We start from the raw sequence: 16,752 nt of genomic DNA on the forward strand, positions 1-16,752 counted from the left end.
CATGTTGCGTTGCGGAAGGAGAGGAAGGCTAATGGTATCGATGAATCGCAGCTCGCCGGGGCTTCGGCTTCGAGAGACGCTGCAGCAGGAGAAGCCGCTTCAGGTGGCTGGTGTAATAAATGCCTATGCCGCGCTGCTCGCTGAATCGGCGGGTTTTCGTGCGCTGTATGTATCTGGCGCAGGAGTGGCAAACGCTTCGTTCGGATTGCCGGACCTCGGCATTACGACGCAGGGCGATGTGCTGGAGGATGTGCGGCGAATCAGCAGCGCCGTTGATTTACCGCTGCTTGTAGACGCCGATACCGGCTTCGGTTCGGCGTTTAACATTGCGCGCACTGTGCGGGAGATGATCCGCGCCGGTGCCGCAGGCATTCATATCGAGGATCAGGTGGCCGCGAAGCGATGCGGGCATCGGCCGAACAAAGCCATCGTCAGCACAGCGGAGATGGCGGATCGCATACGAAGCGCGGCAGATGCGAAGTTTGACGCGGATTTTGTACTTATGGCACGTACGGATGCGCTCGCTTCGGAAGGGATGGAAGGCGCTGTCGCAAGGGCGAAGGCGTATGTGGAGGCCGGCGCGGATATGATTTTTCTGGAGGCGGCCGGCAGTTTGGAGGAGTACCGTGCGTTCACGGCTGTAGTGAAGGTGCCGGTTCTGGCGAATGTGACGGAATTCGGACGCACGCCGCTCTTCACGGTGGATGAACTGGCAGCTGCCGGGGTATCGCTGGTGCTGTATCCGCTGTCAGCCTTCCGTGCGATGAATGCCGCAGCGCTGAAGGTATATCAGACGATTCGCGTGCAAGGGTCCCAAGCCTCCGTGCTTGACGAAATGCAGACGCGCGAGGAGCTTTACCGATATCTCGGCTACTACGATTATGAGCGCAAGCTGGATGCGCTGTTCGCCGCACGGAATTCGGAGGAGGAATGAGAGATGACCGTGAAGAAGCCCGGAGGCTTGGCCGGCATTGAAGCCGGTGAAACGGCAATCAGTACGGTAGGCAAAAATGGACTCGGACTCACCTACCGCGGATATTCCATCGAAGATTTGGCAGAGCACGGCAGCTTCGAGGAGACGGCTTATCTGCTCATTCGCGGTAAGCTGCCGAATGTGGATGAGCTTGCGGCTTACCGGCGCAAGCTGGCTGAGGCGAGCCGTTTACCGGAGACGCTGCAGCGAATCTTGGAGCTGCTGCCGGCAGATGCCCATCCGATGGAGGTGCTGCAGGTGGGCTGCACCGCGCTCGGGACGATGGAGCCGGAGTCGGCATCGCTTGGCGCAGCTGATATTGCGGATCGGCTCATTGCTCTGACCGGCCCGATGCTGCTGCATTGGTATCATTTTCACAGGCGGGCTGCCGCCGCGGAGCAGAAGGATGATCCGGTGCGGGCAGAGCTTTCACAGATGCAGAGTACAGACACGGATCCTCCGCAGGTGTTGAAGGCAGACACGGAGGATTCTGCGCCTGCAGCTAGCCCTGCGCCTGCCTCATCTTCGCCAGCAGAAGAGCCGTTCGACCTCGACCATTACACGGTTGCGGGTCATTTTCTCTATTTGCTTCACGGCAAACATGCGGAGCATCTCGCTATTCGCGTATTCGATGTTTCGCTAATTCTGTATGCCGAGCACGAGTTTAACGCATCGACTTTTGCCGCCCGTGTAACAGCTTCTACGCTATCGAACTATTACTCTTGCATTGCGACTGGCATCGGCACACTGCGGGGCAATCTGCACGGCGGGGCGAATGAGGCTGTCATGGAGCTGATCACCCAGTTCGATAGCGCAGAGGAAGCGGAAGCGGCAACGCGTGCGAGGCTGGCGGCGAAGCAGCTCATCATGGGGTTTGGCCACCGGGTGTACACGGTTTCCGATCCGCGTTCGGACATTATCAAGAAATGGTCGGAGACACTCTCATTGTGGGCAGAGGACAGCCATCTCTATGCGATATCGGAAGCGGTCGAGAATGTGATGCAGCAGGAAAAAAGCTTATTCCCCAACCTCGACTTCTACAGCGCGACCGCCTATCATTTCATGGGCATCCCTACGCCGATGTTTACGCCGATCTTCGTCATTTCCCGTATAACGGGCTGGACGGCGCACATTATGGAGCAGCGGCAAAATAACCGTATTATCCGGCCGACCGCCGCTTATGTCGGACCTGATCCGCTGACGTGGCTGGCTGTTCATGAACGCTATTAAGCGATGAGGGGAGGGGCTGCCGCCATGGGATATGGTCAGGATAATATTCGGCCCGAGCCGGACCAAGTGCTTGCCGATATGGCTTCGTATGTAACGGACTACCAGATAGACAGCGAGCTGGCCTATGAGACTGCTCGTTATTGTTTGATGGATACGCTGGGCTGCGGCATGCTGGCTTTAAACTACCCGGCTTGCACGAAGCTGCTCGGCCCGGTAGTGCCGGGTGCAGAGATGGAGGGTGGCGTACGTGTGCCGGGGACTTCGTTTCGGCTAGATCCGGTGACGGCTGCTTTTAACATCGGCTGCATGATTCGGTGGCTGGATTACAATGATACCTGGCTCGCCGCGGAGTGGGGCCATCCGTCCGATAATCTTGGGGCGATTCTGGCTGCCGCGGATTATGCAAGCAAAGTGAGGCAGGCTGCGGGACAGCCTCCGCTCGTCATGCGCGATGTACTGACTGCTATGATCAAGGCACATGAGCTGCAAGGCGTGATGGCGCTTGAAAATAGCTTCAACCGAGTAGGGCTCGACCATGTCGTACTTGTAAAAGTGGCGTCCACCGCAGTAGCAACCGGTCTGCTCGGCGGTACGAAGGATGACATCACGCAGGCATTGTCCCATGCGTGGATTGACGGGCAGGCTCTTCGCACCTACCGGCATGCGCCAAACACCGGATCGCGCAAATCCTGGGCTGCCGGTGATGCAACGAGCCGTGCTTTGCGGCTGTCGCTCATGGTGCTGCGAGGGGAAATGGGCTATCCGTCCGCGCTGTCGGCGAAGGGGTGGGGCTTTTATGATGTGCTATTCAAAGGCAGACCGTTCTCGCTCTCGCGTTCTTATAACTCCTATGTTATGGAACATGTGCTGTTCAAAATTTCATTTCCGGCCGAATTCCACGCGCAAACTGCGGTGGAGAGCGCCATTGCGCTGCATCCTCTCGTTGCTGAGAGATTCGACGAAATCGACCGCATAACCATTACCACGCACGAGTCCGCCATCCGCATCATTGATAAGAAAGGCCCTCTGCACAACCCCGCTGACCGCGACCATTGCTTGCAGTATATGACGGCGATCGGCCTGCTCCACGGTGCGCTGACTGCTGATCATTACGAGGATGAGGCGGCGGCAGATCCGCGGGTTGACCGTTTGCGCAGCTTGACGGAGGTGAAGGAGCGGGGGGACTTCACGGTGGACTATCTGGACCCGGACAAACGCTCCATCGCAAACAGCGTGCAGGTGTTCTTTACAGACGGAAGCGCGACGGATGAGGTGCTCACGGAGTATCCGATTGGCCACAGACGTAGGAGGGACGAAGGCATCCCACTCTTGAAAAAGAAATTCGAATCCAATCTGCTGACGCGATTCTCTCCGGAACAAACAACGCAAATTATGGCGGTGTGCGATGACCCGCAGCTGCTGGAGCCGATGAGCGTGAGCGCGTTTCTGGAACTGTTCGCGCCTTGAATGAAACCGACTCGCTTCCATAGGAGTCGGTTTTGTTCGCTTGGACTCTTATCTGTTGAAGTCGCTCTACCTCCACTATCATGCCCCGGGGTTCCGAGAGTCGGAGACCTTTCTCTCAATCACAAAATTACTGGAAAAAGAAGCTGAGAGGAGGAAAACCCGTCTCTCAGTGGCATAAACTGCTCGCTACCTCCATAACCGCACCTTGAGAGTCGGTAAAGCCGACTCTCAATCACGAAATCACTGAAAAAAGAAGCTGAGAGTCGGAAAACCCATCCCTCACCTTCTAAAAGCCCCTCCCAGCACCATAACCGCCCTCTGAGAGTCGCAAAATGCGACTCTCAGAGGAAAAAAAGCTAAAAACAAAGCTGAGAGTTCCAAAAACGAACTCTCAGCCGCGAAAAGCCCCTCCCACCACCACAACCGCCCTCTGAGAGTCGCAAAACGCGACTCTCAGAGGAAAAAAAGCTAAAAACAAAGCTGAGAGTTCCAAAAACGAACTCTCAGCCGCCGAAATTCCCTCTCCGCACTATAACCGCCCCCTGAGAGTCTGAAAATGTGACTCTCAGAGGAAAAAAGCTAAAAAACAAAGCCGAGAGTTCCAAAATCGAACTCTCGGCCTCGAACTTCAACTAACGGTGCAACCGGTAAGGCACAGTCGCGATAACAACGTCTTTCTGCGTGAACAGGTACGCGCGAAGCAGCAAGCTGGACTGGTTGTGCAGAATGTTATGCCACCAGTGCTTCGTAATGAACTGCGGAATCAGCACGGTGATGTGATCCGTCTCCTGCGTCTTCCACTCCACCGTCTCGATGAAGCGGACGAGCGGGCGGATAATGCTGCGGTAACTCGATCGCAAGACGATCAGCCGCACGCCGGGATTCCACTCTTCCCATTTCTTCTCGAGCCGCTCGATTTCTTCCTCATCGAACCCGACATAGACCGCTACCACGTTATCTGTCAGCGATTTCGCATAGCTGATGGACTGCAGAACGACCTTCGTAATACCAGCGACCGGAACTACAATAGTGCTGCCTTTAATCGCAGGCTTCTCTTTATCAATGTTGATGCGAAGCTCATCCGCGGTGTTCATATAGTGGCGGTTGATCTTGTAGAACCCGATAATAACGATCGGCAAGAAGATGAAGACCATCCAGATCTGACTAAACTTCGTGAAAATAAAGATTAACGTAATGATGAGCGTGGTCAACATCCCGATCGTATTGACGGTCAGACCGACACCCCAGTTCGCCGGTTTAAGCTTGATCCAGCGGACCATCATGCCAAGCTGTGAGAGCGTGAACGGGATAAATACCCCCACCGCATAGAGTGGAATGAGATTCTCCGTGTCCCCGTGAAACAGTACAACTAAGAGCGCGGAGAACACGCCTAGAAAAATAATCCCGTTGGAGAAGCCGAGCCGGTCTCCCCGCACCATGAACGCATGCGGCATATACTTATCTTTTGCCAGCATGAACGCGAGCAGCGGGAAAGCAGAGTAGGCCGTGTTGGCAGCCAAGAACAAAATTAGAGCGGTAATCCCTTGGATCGCATAATAGAGAATGCCTCGTCCGAACGTCGCGTTAGCGATTTGGGAAACGACGGTTTCCGTAGCGCTAGGCACGATACCGTACCAATAAGCGAGCAAGCTGATCCCGATGAACATCGCACCGAGAATCGTACCCATCATAATGAGTGTCGTTGCGGCATTGCGTTCCGCCGGTTTCTTGAAGTTCGGGATCGCATTGGATACGGCCTCGACGCCGGTGAGCGCCGAACAACCGGAGCTGAATGCCTTAAGCAACATGAACAAGCTGATGTTGGACACCGCCGCACCGATCTCCGGTACATCGGCATGGACACCGCCTGCGATGACTTTGACAACCCCTGCAATAATCAAGACGAATATCGCCCCGACGAACAGATAGACGGGATAAGCCAGTACGGAAGCGGATTCCCCGATCCCCCGTAAATTCATGACGGTTAGAAAAACGATCATGATCAGAGCGACCAATACCCGATGATCATGCAGCGAAGGAAATGCGGACGTGATCGCATCGGTTCCGGCCGAGGAACTAACGGCTACGGTCAGTATGTAGTCGACGAGCAGCGATCCTCCTGCAAGCAGCCCGGTGGAAACACCCAAGCTATCTTTGGCTACGATGTAGGCGCCGCCGCCTTTGGGATAGGCGTAGATCGTTTGACGATACGAAATAATGAGTATTAGTAATAGACCGAGCACGGCAATGGATATCGGAATGGAGTACCACACTGCGGCAAAGCCGGCAGCCATGAGTACGAGCAAGATCTGCTCCGTTCCGTACGCGACCGACGACAAGGCGTCGGAGGACAGTACGGCGAGTGCTTTTAGCTTACTGAGCTTCTCGCCTTCGAGCTCTGCGCTTTTCATCGGCCGTCCGATAAGAAGTCGTTTAAATCGGCTGATCATACATGTTCCTCTCTTCTTTGCTTGGGGTGATGAAATTTTACAAGGATTTCTATTTTAGATTAACCTAAATGAACAGAATTCATTATAACAGAAATGCCGCTTGTTGGAAGAAGCAGTTTTCGCGTGCGCTGCTGCTTATTGAAGGCTTTCATCAAGATGATATACTGGGAAGGTACATATTGCCATCAGGGCTTGAATAAACGGGTAGAGGAGTTGGACGAGCAGCATGTCAAACGTAATGAAATGGGATGGACATACGCATACAAAGTTTTGCTATCATGGCAGCGACGCACCATCGGAACAATATGTGGACCGTGCCATTGAGCTTGGTTTTACGCGATATACCATTAGCGAGCACCCGCCGCTTCCTTCAGGTTGGGTACAGGATGCAAAGCTGATGTACGAGCTTGCCATGCCTAACGAAGAGCTTCCTCTCTATATGGCTTACGCGAAATCAATCAAGCAGCAGTATGAAGGGAAAATCGAAATTGCCGTCGGCCTGGAGCTGGATTATTTGCAAGGCGCATTGCCATTCACGGAAGCGATCGTAGAGCAATATAAGCAGCAGCTGGAGGATGTCGTTTATTCAGTTCACTACTTGCCGGGTAAAGACGGTATGTACTGCATTGATTTTACGTCTGATGATTTCTCGGCCAACCTATTAAGTTACTACGGGACGATGGAGAAGGTTGTAGACGAATATTATAACCATGTGGAAGCCGCCATTGCCTTCGCGAGTAAACTTCCGATGCGTAAACGGATCGGCCATATTAATTTGATCGAGAAATTCGCGCTTAAGCTCCCGCCGATCGATGAAGCGCAAATTCGGAGTCGGTTGACTGCCATTCTACCGTTGCTGCAGCAAGGAAATGTCGGTATCGACGTCAATACGGCGGGGCTGCGCGTTCCAAGCTGCGGTAAGCCATACGTGCCGGAGTGGTTTATGCAAGAGTGCATGACCAAAGGAATTGAACTGGTTTATGGCTCGGACTCCCATCGTCCCGAACATGTCGGTTCCGGCTGGGATTGGTTTGAATCGCAATTTGCACGCAGCTAGTTTCTCTGGGCTTATGTCAAGAATATATATTTTTTCGGCCTATCAGTAGGCATTCGCTGTTGCCTTGCGTATAGATAAGCAAAGGACCATTAAAAAGAAGGATTGACGCATATGGGAGAAACAGCGGTACAAGTGTATGACCCCAGTATTTGGCAAATCAGCTATTTGGAGCTGACGATTCGTTTGGTGCTGGCGCTTATTCTGGGTGGTTTAATCGGAGTGGAACGCGAGCTGGGCGGACATTCTGCAGGATTTAGGACACATATTCTCGTTTGTTTGGGATCGGCGGCAATTGTTTTGTTATCCATGTATGGTTTTGCTGAGTTTGCGGCAGATCCGAACGTCCGGCTCGACCCGGCCCGGTTAGCGGCGCAGGTAATAAGCGGGATTGGTTTTCTTGGTGCAGGGACGATTTTGCGAACGGGGATTACGGTTTCAGGACTTACGACGGCCGCCTCGCTTTGGGTGGTTGCAGCGATAGGACTTACGGTAGGTGCAGGATTCTATTATGGCTCAGCCGTGCTCACGCTGCTTGTTGTGGTCAGCTTGTTTTTCCTGAATAAGTTCGAGAAGAAATTCTCGCGAACCAAGCGTAAGCAGGATCTGGTCATGAAAATAAATAAAGATTCCGCAAGCCTGAACAAGGTTGTAACTGAGCTTCATCACTTCGGTATCCAAATCAGCAAAATTATCGTCGAGAACGAGGAAGCCGCGCAAGGTGATTCCGGCGATATGCTGATTGTCCGCATGCAGCTGAAGCTTAATTATAAGAAGCGGTTCGAGGAAATCATCGTTTCGCTTGCTTCGATTGAAGGCGTTATCGGGATCGAGGCCGGGGGAGAATCGCTTTAATGATGGGGGATGGATCAGATGGGGAAAGAACTGCATTACCGCGAGGACGGCACATTTACCATTGTGCAATTTACGGACCTTCACTGGCAAAACGGGGAGCCGGGCGACATCCTGACTCGATTGCTGATGGAGCGGGTGCTCGAGAATATTTCTCCAGACTTGGTCATCTTTACAGGCGATGTGATTTACAGCGATGATTGCGTCGATCCGAAGCAATCCTTTCGCGAAGCGGTACGTGAGGTCGATACCCGGGGCATCCCATGGGCAGCTGTGTTTGGCAACCATGACGCCGAGCATGAGGTTACACGGGAAGAGCTGATGGACGTTCAGCTGGAGCATGAGCATTGTGTGAGTCAGGCAGGTCCGGAGGAGCTTACAGGTACGGGGAATTATGTGCTGCTTATAAGAGAGCCCGGCAGCGGCAAGCCGCATCATGCCCTTTACTTACTCGACAGCGGTAGCTATTCCGAGTATCCGAATCTTGAAGGATATGCCTGGATTGGCCGTGACCAGATCGATTGGTATACGGAGCAGTCCGCAGCACTCACGGAAGCAAACGACGGTGAGCCGCTGCCTTCACTCGCTTTCTTCCACATTCCATTGCCCGAATACGATGAAGTATGGCGAAAAGAGCTGTGCTACGGCAGCAAGCATGAAAACGTCGCTTGTCCGCCGGTCAATTCCGGGCTGTTCACGGCGATGGTGGAGATGGGCGACGTCGTTGGCACCTTCTGCGGACATGATCATGTGAATGATTACTGGGGCGAAATGTACGGCATCAGACTCTGTTACGGCCGGGCCAGCGGCTATCAGACCTATGGCCGGGAAGGCTACCCTCGCGGTGCACGCATCATTCGGCTGTACAAGGGAGCGCGGGAGTTTACAACCGAGGTTCTGCTGGATGACGGGGACGTCATTCGAGAGCCGAAGGCGCATTACCCGAAAGGGATGGAGTAGAAGTACAGAGCTGTCTCGAACGTGCTTTGGTGCATGATTGAGGCAGCTTTTTTGTTGCTTGCTCATGTTTACCCCATTCAGCCCGGCGAGCTTAAGCTGCCGTGGCTTAAGTTCTAACGAACCGTGGAGGCCTTATTTGCCCGAAATACCCTCTAAATATATACTAACGAACCATGGGGGCCTTATTTATGGAAAATGGAGTGAATTGGAGCCAATTCACACTAAATAAGACCTGTGGAGTTCGTTAGAATTTCAAACACGTTCATTTTGATGAAATAAGGCCTGTAGGGTTCGTTAGAGTGAATCCCTCGCCTAGCGATCATTTGTGGCAGACTTGTTATTGATTGAACGAGGCTTCGAATTTGTCCGATAGTTCACGGCAGTGGTGAAATTTCGCCACTCGTATGCTACCCTTATCTGGACGAGTAAACAAGGAGCAAACCGCGATGAAGCAGGTATTGATTTCAGGCTATAGAGCAACAGAGCTGGGCATTTTCTCGGCCAAGCATCCCGGCATCGCCATTATCAAGAAAGCGCTCAAGAAGCAGATCACGGCTCTTGCAGAGGATGGACTGGAATGGGTAATCGTAAGCGGCGGCTGGGGCGTGGAGCTATGGGCGGCGGAAGTGACGATCGAGCTGAAGGCCAGCTACGAGAGCTTGCGGCTCGCGATTATTACGCCTTTTCTTGAGCAGGAAGAGAATTGGAACGAGCAGAAGAAAACGACATACAGCGAGATTCTGGCTGGCGCGGATTATGTGAGCGCGATCTCCAAGCAGAAATATGATGGGCCGTGGCAGTTCAAAGCGAGAGATCGCTTCCTGCTCGACAATTCGGAAGGACTCATTCTCATCTATGATGAGGAACAAGATGGCTCACCGCGTTATTTGCTGGAGCTGGCTAAGCAGCATGCCGAGATTACGCCGGACTATCGGATCATTACAGTATCCGGCTACGATTTGCAAAGCATTGCGGAGGAAGAACAGCTGCATGAATATGAGTAAAGCGAGGAATAGCTATGCCCCAATTAAACGTACGTGGTGTTGAAACGTCTATTTTAGTGGAAGTGAGCAAGGCTTTGGTAGAAGAGATGGCGAGCATCTGCCAGTGTGGTACCGATAATTTTACGATAGACGGGCTGCAGTTGGTTTCGGTGTTCGGAGGCGAAACGGTGCCGACCTATCCTTTCGTAGAAATTGCTTGGTTCGACAGAGGACAAGCGATTCAAGATGAGCTTGCCCAAGCGGTAACCAAACATCTGAATAAGGCCGGCGTTGCTGAGGTTGAGGTCGCGTTCAAGGTGTATCAAGAGACCGCCTATTATATCAACGGCCGTCCCTGTGCAACGCCGGAATAGCGCAGCTACCAACTGCTAGTTGACTGCTTCTAAGCCTTAGCGACTGCTCGACTTTGTCTGAAGGCGCGAGGCGACTCGCCCTTCTCTCGTTTGAACAGCGTGCAGAATTGCGCATCATTCGAGAAGCCGCATTCCAGCGCAATAGAGGTGACAGGGAGCGTTGAATGCAGAAGCAGATGCTCGGCTTTCTGAATTCGCTTAAGCAGCAAGTAGGAAATGGGCGATACACCGAATTTACGCTTAAACAAATGCCGGAAGTGGTGGTAGCTGTAACCGACCATTTCGGCCAATTCTTCGATTGTAATTTTCTGATTGCAGTTCTCGTCGATGAAGGTGCGTGCATACAGGAGATGATCAACGGATCCTCCCGGCGTGCTGCCGGTATCCGTGGCACGCTGATGTGCGATGACGATGGAGCTGATGTAATGGTTCAATTGATCGGCATAATACGCCCGCTGTTCCTGCATTTCCTCGATCATCTTCAATAAGAGCGGCAAGATCGGGGAAGAGGAATCATCCTGATAGAGCCCTTCCTTGAGCAGCAGTTCCCTCCGAGGCAGCCGAAAGCCGACAAAAATAACATCCGTGTCCTGCGTACGCCGCTCATCATGCAGCGTTCCTGCCGCAATGATCGTATACGTGCCGGGCGTGTACGTATAAACCGTATCGTTGAAGCGCGTAAGGCCTTTCCCCGTCTGGTAGTAGACCAGCTCATAGCAGGTATGCTCATGCATCGGCATATAGGAATGAGCGTGCCGCGTAGCTTGAAACAGAAAATCCATTTGTGCGAGCATCCTGCAAGTTCCCCTCCCGTTATCCTAGCCATATCATGCAAACAAACAGCCATATCCTATAATCATCGTACGCGGTATTCGTTGTAGAATAAGCGTAGTAAGCGAGAAAAATCCTGAATTCATAACCACATCATAAAAGGAATGCAGGATATATTCAAGGAGGATGACAAGGGACATGGTTGAATTTCCAAAATTGCCTCAGCAAAAGCTTTTGCAGCGTTTAGAACATCCACAGCGCAAAGTGCGAATGGTTTTGGATACGGACACCTATAACGAAATCGACGATCAATTCGCCGTCATCTATGCATTGAAATCACCGGAGAGCGTGACGGTTGAAGCGTTCTATGCCGCACCATTCTTCAACGATCTGTCTGAAGGTCCGAAGGATGGGATGGAGAAAAGCTACAACGAGCTTCTCAAGATTCGTTCGATCTTGCCGGAAATGACCGATATTCCGATCTACCGCGGCTCGGAAGGCTACCTGGCCGAAGCCGGTGTTCCTCAAGAGAGCGCTGCTGCAAGAAATCTCGTGGAGCGGGCAATGGCATCGAGCGAAGACGATCCTTTGTATGTTGTTGCGATCGGTGCGATTACGAATGTAGCTTCTGCCCTACTGATGGAGCCGCGCATTATTGAGAAAATCGTCGTTGTCTGGCTCGGCGGCCACGCGCTGCATTGGCATGATACGACGGAATTCAACCTAGCCCAAGATCTGCATGCCTCCCGCACGGTGCTTAATAGCGGCGTTCCGTTAATTCTGGTTCCTTGTGCCGGCGTTGCCTCTCATTTGGCGACAACCTTGTCCGAGGTTGAGGATTATGTCCGCGACAAAGGGCCGATCGGTCAATACTTGTACGAAACCTATCGGGACTGCAGCCAGAATCACTTTGGCTATTCCCGCGTGATCTGGGACATCTCGACCATTGCATATCTGGTCGATCCGAGCTGGATTCCGAGCACCCTTGTTCATAGTCCGCTGTTATCTGAGGACTTCCGCTGGAGCGTCGATCATTCCCGCCATTTCATCCGCTGTGCGCACTATGCGCATCGTGATTCCGTATTTAAGGATTTGTTCCGGAAGCTTGGCGAATAGCGCAGCTCAACCTATAAACAAACGAAAAAGCCTCCCAGGCATCATGCCGGGAGGGCTTTTCGTTTATTTAGATCCGGTTAGTTAGAACTGCGCCATGTAAGCTTCGAGCGTATCGCCCTTCTTCTTAATCTCTTGTGCGATGAATACGCCCACGTAGCGGATATGCCAAGGCTCATACATATAGCCGGTTTCTTGCTCTTTGCCAAGCTCGTAGCGAATGATGAAGCCATAGTCCGCTGCGTGCTCCTTCAGCCATTTGCCTTCCTTCGTATCGCCGAAGCTTTTATCAAGATCGTAGCCTGCACTCGCGCTGGATACATCCATCGCCAGTCCGGTTTGATGCTCGCTTTGCCCGGGATGCGCGCTGAACGTATTGGCTTCTTCCTCGCCGTTCTTCTTCGCATAGCTATTGAAGATGGACCGCTGAGAAGCATACGAGCGATAGCCGGAAACGGCCTTGAGCATGATCTTATCTTTCTTCGCGCCTGCGAAGAGCTTCTCAAGCGCAGTTGCCGCGATTTGACGCAATTGCTGCTTCGGACTGTCGCCGGAGAAGGAGAATTCTACATTCGCTTTGACAAGATCCTTCGGTACATAAGTCGATTCGAGCTCACGCTTCTTGTTGACGAGGACAAGCGGGCTGTCCGTGTTCGTCACATAAGCGACGCCGTCCTTCTTCATCACGGTGCGGGACGGTGCATTCTCGTGCATAAACGCTTTAAAAGCAGATTGATTGCTGCTCGTTTGGGCGGTCGCGGGAGTGCTGTCATTTGTTTTTCCGGGATCAGCAGCATCTGTGCCTGTCGAGCCTGAAGGATCATTCTTCGTATCGGACTTGCCGGATCCGGAATTGCCTTTCGTACCGGTACTTGTCTTAACGGTGCTTGCCGCTGCATCATCTCCTGAAACTGAGGTGTTGCCTGTACTCAGTTCATTGCTGTCCGATGAGGCTGACGATTTGCTGCCAAATAGGTTGTTGGTGCATGAAGTTTGGGTCGATAGAATAACGGCACTAAGCGCCGCGCCGAGTATGAGATAGGACATACGTTTGTTCGTTTTCAATTGCTGTTCCTCCTATGAATAAAGCGCAAACCATAATAAAGATAATTATAGACGCTAGAATATCATTTACAACTGGTCACTGCTGCCAAGCATGGCTTGCATCCTATATCAGATTAAACGAATACCTGTCGCAACTTGTTGCACAAGGGCATGTGTTGTCACATTTTGTAAAACTTTGTCTTTCCAATCCATCCCAAATGCTGTAAAATGTCGCTGTAACTTCTACTAACTAGCACACGGAGGAATCATGGTGACTTACAAGAATTACGTTTCGTTTGGCCGCAAGATGATGGTGGCATTATTTACGATTATTGTTGCTTTCACGACATTCCATACCTATGAGGTACAGGCGATGGATGTATGGGGGATATTCAAACAAGCGCAGAAGCTCGACCAGCAGGGCAAATACGCGGAAGCGATTGCAAAATATAACCAAATTGCGCCGGAGTTTCTGAAGAAGAAAGAGTATGGTAATGCAGCGGGCATGTACCGCCGCATCGGCGACGATTATGCGATATTGAAGAAATATGACGAAGCCGTTATGAACTGGGATAAAGAAGCGGAGTATACCGGCAAGGCGAACATGACGCAGATGAGCATCGCTGCCAAACGCAAAGCCGATCAGCTTCGCAGCACGGCAAGGCTGTTCGTGGAGACTACGGCTTCTGCACTAGGATCTGCGAATACGCATGGTGCGATTTTTGAACCGAAGAATGGCGCTTATATCGGTGCATACGCGGAACTCGATCCGGCCGTGCACAATTCGAAGACGGCAAAACCTTTCTACACGGAAGGGTTTCCCATGCTTACCGGCAAAGATCACGCTGCCTATTTGATTTATTTTACATATGGCAAACCGCTTTCGAGTATTCAGAGCCACATCGATCACGCTCGCGAGGCCGGAGTCGCTATTCAGCTCGGGATACAGCCGCTTAAAGGGCTTAGCGAAGTACAAGATGATGACTATCTGCACCAGCTGGCACGCGATATTGCGGCATCCGGCGTGAAAGTATTCCTGCGTTTCGCGAATGAAATGAATGGCGACTGGGTACCGTGGCATGAAGAGAACCCGAAGAATTACATCGATAAATTCCGTATTGTTGCGAAGGTCTTCCACGAGGAAGCTCCGGATAATGTTGCTATGGTTTGGGCGCCTGACCGCTCGCCGGAGTATAACATTAACGACTACTACCCGGGCGATGACGCGGTAGACTGGGTTGGCGTCAGTTTGTATACGATCTTTAACCCGACTCTTGATCCGCTGAAGCAAGGCGAAGACCGTTCGAGCCATCTGGAGAAATTCGATTACATCTACAAACAGTATGCGTCGCGCAAACCGGTTTATATTTCGGAAGGCGGCGTGGCCTACATGTATCCGGAGAAGAAACAAGATAAGACGGACTGGGCCGTTTACAAAATGAAAGAATTTTACGCCTCTCTTCCGATGCTGTATCCGAAAGTGAAAGCGGTGTTCTGGTTCGACAGCAACCACGATGCTTCCGCTAGGATAAAATATTATATGCTTTCGGCGAATCAGAAGCTTCTCGAAGGCTACAAGCAGTCCGTTGCCAATCCATTCTATCTGAGCAGTCTTGGCGACGAGTCGCCGGTTGCTTACAAGCCGATTAACACGGCATCGCCGGTACCGGCATCGTCACAGAAGATTTCAGCTTATGTGAAAACATGGTCGCCAACGCTCAGCAAAGTGACTTATGAGATCGGCGGCAAGACGGTTGCGACGGTAACTTCGCTGCCTTGGACGGCACAGATTGATTTTGCGCCGTATAAAGGGAAGAAGATCGATGTGGTTGTTAAAGCATTCAACAGCAAGAATGCACTCGTGACGACGCAGAAGGTTGCGGTCGCCGTCAAATAAGAAGCATAGTTCCGATAGGTGCAGCATTTGGAGTTCTTTGGTGGAGCTCTCCAAGTGCTGCGATATCGGAGCTTTTTTTTACATTACGGAGGGGCAGCGTTACAATAGAGAGAAGTGATGTGAATAGAGAGGGGGAAGCCGGCGATGAACGAGCCGATTTCTTCATTGCAAGAACAGCTTATCCAGGCAAAAGCCGAGATTGAGCAGCTGCGCGGGGACAAGCTTCGTCTGCAGCAGGAGGTTGCAAGACTTCGCGGAATGCTGCGTTCCGGAAGTGCGGACAACATGTCCACCAAGCTGAAGGATGCGCTGCGGGAGTAATATCCGGAATATCATGGCAAACTTGTGAAAATTGATGCCTTGTATACTGGAAAGCAAGCGAAAAAAAAGCTACAATACAACTAGTACAAACAGACGAGGTGATCTGAAATGGAAGAAAACCAAACGACGCCGGAAGCGCAAACGCAAGAGCAAGAGCCGAAGAAAATTTCCCTTGCCGAAGCGATGAAGCAGAAGCTGGCCCAGAAGAAGCAGGAACAGGCGAATGCGAACAATAAGCAAAAGCATGGTCCAGGCGGCAACCAACAAACGATGAAGAGCCAAAACCACAAAAAAGTAAACAATCAGCGCAAGAAAATGGGCGTATAGCAGCGTAATCGAAGAACTGAAGGTGAACCTCACCTTCAGTTTTTTTAAATTAGATGGGTTGAATATTCGGCTGGAGGGAGAACAAGTCATGCTGCAGCAACTGACCGGTATCGGCGCGGGGGAGCGCCATGCCGCCATTATAATGAATAGCTACAATCGGCTGCTGGGCAAGCCTTTAATTCCACAGGGGGCGCAAGAGTCGGCAGCGGAAGCCTTATTTTATGCGGATCTTGTGGTACTTTCACATGGCACGCAGCAGGACCCGGTGCTTAATTATGGCAACCGTGCGGCTTTGGCGTTATGGGAAATGGATTGGGATGCTTTTACACGGATCGAGTCGAAGCATACAGCGGAGCCGATGATTCAAGAGGAACGGCAGCGATTTCTGGAAGCCGTCTCCGGGCAAGGATATATCGACGATTACAACGGTATTCGAATTTCCAGCAGCGGCCGACGTTTCCGAATTGAGCAGGCTGTCGTATGGAACTTGTACGATGAAGCCGGCGAGTATTATGGACAAGCGGCTGCATTTGCGAACTATACTTTTGTGTGAAGAGGGGAAGATTAGCGGATGGAAGAGTTAACAGCCTATTGCTTGTCCATGCCAGGTGCAGTGAAGGATTATCCGTTTGGGCCGGATCCATTGGTGATGAAGGCAGGAGGCAAAATGTTCGCGCTTCTCTCGGAAAGCGGCATATCCTTGAAATGCGATCCCATTATCGCGGAGAATCTGCGGCAGCAATATGATGCCATTACGCCTGGCTATCATTTGAATAAGAAGCACTGGAACTCCATTGCGCTCGATGGATCGATTCCGCAAGGCGAGCTGGAGGATATGATCAAGCACTCATATGAGCTCGTGCTTAAAGGGATGACGAAGGCGGAGCGCAGCCGCATTGCGGAGCTGGCTGGCTTGAAAGGCTAAGCGGTCTTATT

The 16,752-nt window shown here is 51.9% G+C and carries 17 protein-coding genes; 14 read left to right on the forward strand and 3 right to left on the reverse strand.

What is annotated here, in order from left to right; all coding sequences use genetic code 11:
- The first annotated feature begins 31 nt into the window (after window positions 1-31).
- From prpB to AC6ESO_RS25330, 3 genes are read left to right on the forward strand one after another with little or no spacing between them, the layout of a single operon-like run.
- A complete protein-coding gene (prpB, locus tag AC6ESO_RS25320) occupies window positions 32-934 on the forward strand; it encodes a methylisocitrate lyase (RefSeq protein WP_497093811.1) in 903 nt (300 codons plus the stop codon).
- A 3-nt stretch (window positions 935-937) separates the two neighbouring features.
- The gene (locus AC6ESO_RS25325; protein WP_497093812.1) at window positions 938-2,203 is read left to right on the forward strand and encodes a citrate/2-methylcitrate synthase; all 1,266 of its coding nucleotides are present in this window, start codon (window positions 938-940) and stop codon (window positions 2,201-2,203) included.
- 24 nt (window positions 2,204-2,227) lie between these two features.
- Window positions 2,228-3,670 carry a bifunctional 2-methylcitrate dehydratase/aconitate hydratase gene (locus tag AC6ESO_RS25330; protein ID WP_497093813.1) on the forward strand — a complete coding sequence of 481 codons (1,443 nt, stop codon included), beginning with the start codon at window positions 2,228-2,230 and terminating at the stop codon, window positions 3,668-3,670.
- Window positions 3,671-4,302: 632 nt separating this feature from the next.
- Here the strand turns inward: AC6ESO_RS25330 and AC6ESO_RS25335 are convergent.
- Complete coding sequence (locus AC6ESO_RS25335) at window positions 4,303-6,120, reverse strand: APC family permease (RefSeq protein ID WP_497093814.1); 1,818 nt, start codon at window positions 6,118-6,120, stop codon at window positions 4,303-4,305.
- Between the two features lie 226 nt (window positions 6,121-6,346).
- On the opposite strand from AC6ESO_RS25335, the gene hisJ reads away from it, so the two are divergent.
- The 5 genes from hisJ (at window position 6,347) to AC6ESO_RS25360 (ending at window position 10,343) form a co-directional block, all read left to right on the forward strand.
- On the forward strand, window positions 6,347-7,177 hold the full coding sequence (gene hisJ / locus AC6ESO_RS25340; protein ID WP_497093815.1) for a histidinol-phosphatase HisJ: 831 nt from the start codon (window positions 6,347-6,349) through the stop codon (window positions 7,175-7,177).
- Between the two features lie 111 nt (window positions 7,178-7,288).
- A complete protein-coding gene (locus AC6ESO_RS25345; protein WP_497093816.1) occupies window positions 7,289-8,029 on the forward strand; it encodes an MgtC/SapB family protein in 741 nt (246 codons plus the stop codon).
- An 18-nt stretch (window positions 8,030-8,047) separates the two neighbouring features.
- Window positions 8,048-8,986, forward strand: coding sequence for a metallophosphoesterase family protein (locus AC6ESO_RS25350; protein ID WP_497093817.1), 939 nt, complete (start codon window positions 8,048-8,050; stop codon window positions 8,984-8,986).
- Between the two features lie 446 nt (window positions 8,987-9,432).
- Window positions 9,433-9,990: an SLOG family protein gene (locus tag AC6ESO_RS25355; RefSeq protein WP_497093818.1), complete on the forward strand. Its 558-nt coding sequence runs from the start codon at window positions 9,433-9,435 to the stop codon at window positions 9,988-9,990.
- A 14-nt stretch (window positions 9,991-10,004) separates the two neighbouring features.
- A complete protein-coding gene (locus AC6ESO_RS25360) occupies window positions 10,005-10,343 on the forward strand; it encodes a DUF1904 family protein (protein ID WP_497093819.1) in 339 nt (112 codons plus the stop codon).
- A 29-nt stretch (window positions 10,344-10,372) separates the two neighbouring features.
- Here the strand turns inward: AC6ESO_RS25360 and AC6ESO_RS25365 are convergent, their stop codons facing one another.
- Window positions 10,373-11,137, reverse strand: coding sequence for a helix-turn-helix transcriptional regulator (locus AC6ESO_RS25365; RefSeq protein ID WP_497093820.1), 765 nt, complete (start codon window positions 11,135-11,137; stop codon window positions 10,373-10,375).
- A 175-nt stretch (window positions 11,138-11,312) separates the two neighbouring features.
- On the opposite strand from AC6ESO_RS25365, the gene AC6ESO_RS25370 reads away from it, so the two are divergent.
- Window positions 11,313-12,230 carry a nucleoside hydrolase gene (locus AC6ESO_RS25370; protein WP_497093821.1) on the forward strand — a complete coding sequence of 306 codons (918 nt, stop codon included), beginning with the start codon at window positions 11,313-11,315 and terminating at the stop codon, window positions 12,228-12,230.
- Window positions 12,231-12,311: 81 nt separating this feature from the next.
- Here AC6ESO_RS25370 and AC6ESO_RS25375 read toward each other — a convergent pair whose 3' ends face one another.
- Window positions 12,312-13,292: a M15 family metallopeptidase gene (locus AC6ESO_RS25375; RefSeq protein ID WP_497093822.1), complete on the reverse strand. Its 981-nt coding sequence runs from the start codon at window positions 13,290-13,292 to the stop codon at window positions 12,312-12,314.
- Between the two features lie 247 nt (window positions 13,293-13,539).
- On the opposite strand from AC6ESO_RS25375, the gene AC6ESO_RS25380 reads away from it, so the two are divergent.
- From AC6ESO_RS25380 to AC6ESO_RS25400, 5 genes are all read left to right on the forward strand, one after another.
- Window positions 13,540-15,168, forward strand: a complete 1,629-nt coding sequence (locus tag AC6ESO_RS25380; RefSeq protein WP_497093823.1) for a glycoside hydrolase family 26 protein — start codon at window positions 13,540-13,542, stop codon at window positions 15,166-15,168.
- Window positions 15,169-15,312: 144 nt separating this feature from the next.
- Window positions 15,313-15,489: a hypothetical protein gene (locus AC6ESO_RS25385; protein ID WP_497093824.1), complete on the forward strand. Its 177-nt coding sequence runs from the start codon at window positions 15,313-15,315 to the stop codon at window positions 15,487-15,489.
- Between the two features lie 108 nt (window positions 15,490-15,597).
- Complete coding sequence (locus AC6ESO_RS25390) at window positions 15,598-15,816, forward strand: hypothetical protein (protein WP_494822012.1); 219 nt, start codon at window positions 15,598-15,600, stop codon at window positions 15,814-15,816.
- A gap of 88 nt (window positions 15,817-15,904) precedes the next feature.
- Window positions 15,905-16,369 (forward strand): MEKHLA domain-containing protein, encoded by a 465-nt coding sequence (locus AC6ESO_RS25395; RefSeq protein ID WP_497093825.1) that lies wholly within the window; start codon window positions 15,905-15,907, stop codon window positions 16,367-16,369.
- A gap of 18 nt (window positions 16,370-16,387) precedes the next feature.
- Window positions 16,388-16,741 (forward strand): MmcQ/YjbR family DNA-binding protein, encoded by a 354-nt coding sequence (locus tag AC6ESO_RS25400; RefSeq protein ID WP_497093826.1) that lies wholly within the window; start codon window positions 16,388-16,390, stop codon window positions 16,739-16,741.
- Window positions 16,742-16,752 lie beyond the last annotated feature (11 nt).

This window comes from Paenibacillus rhizoryzae, from assembly GCF_059686995.1.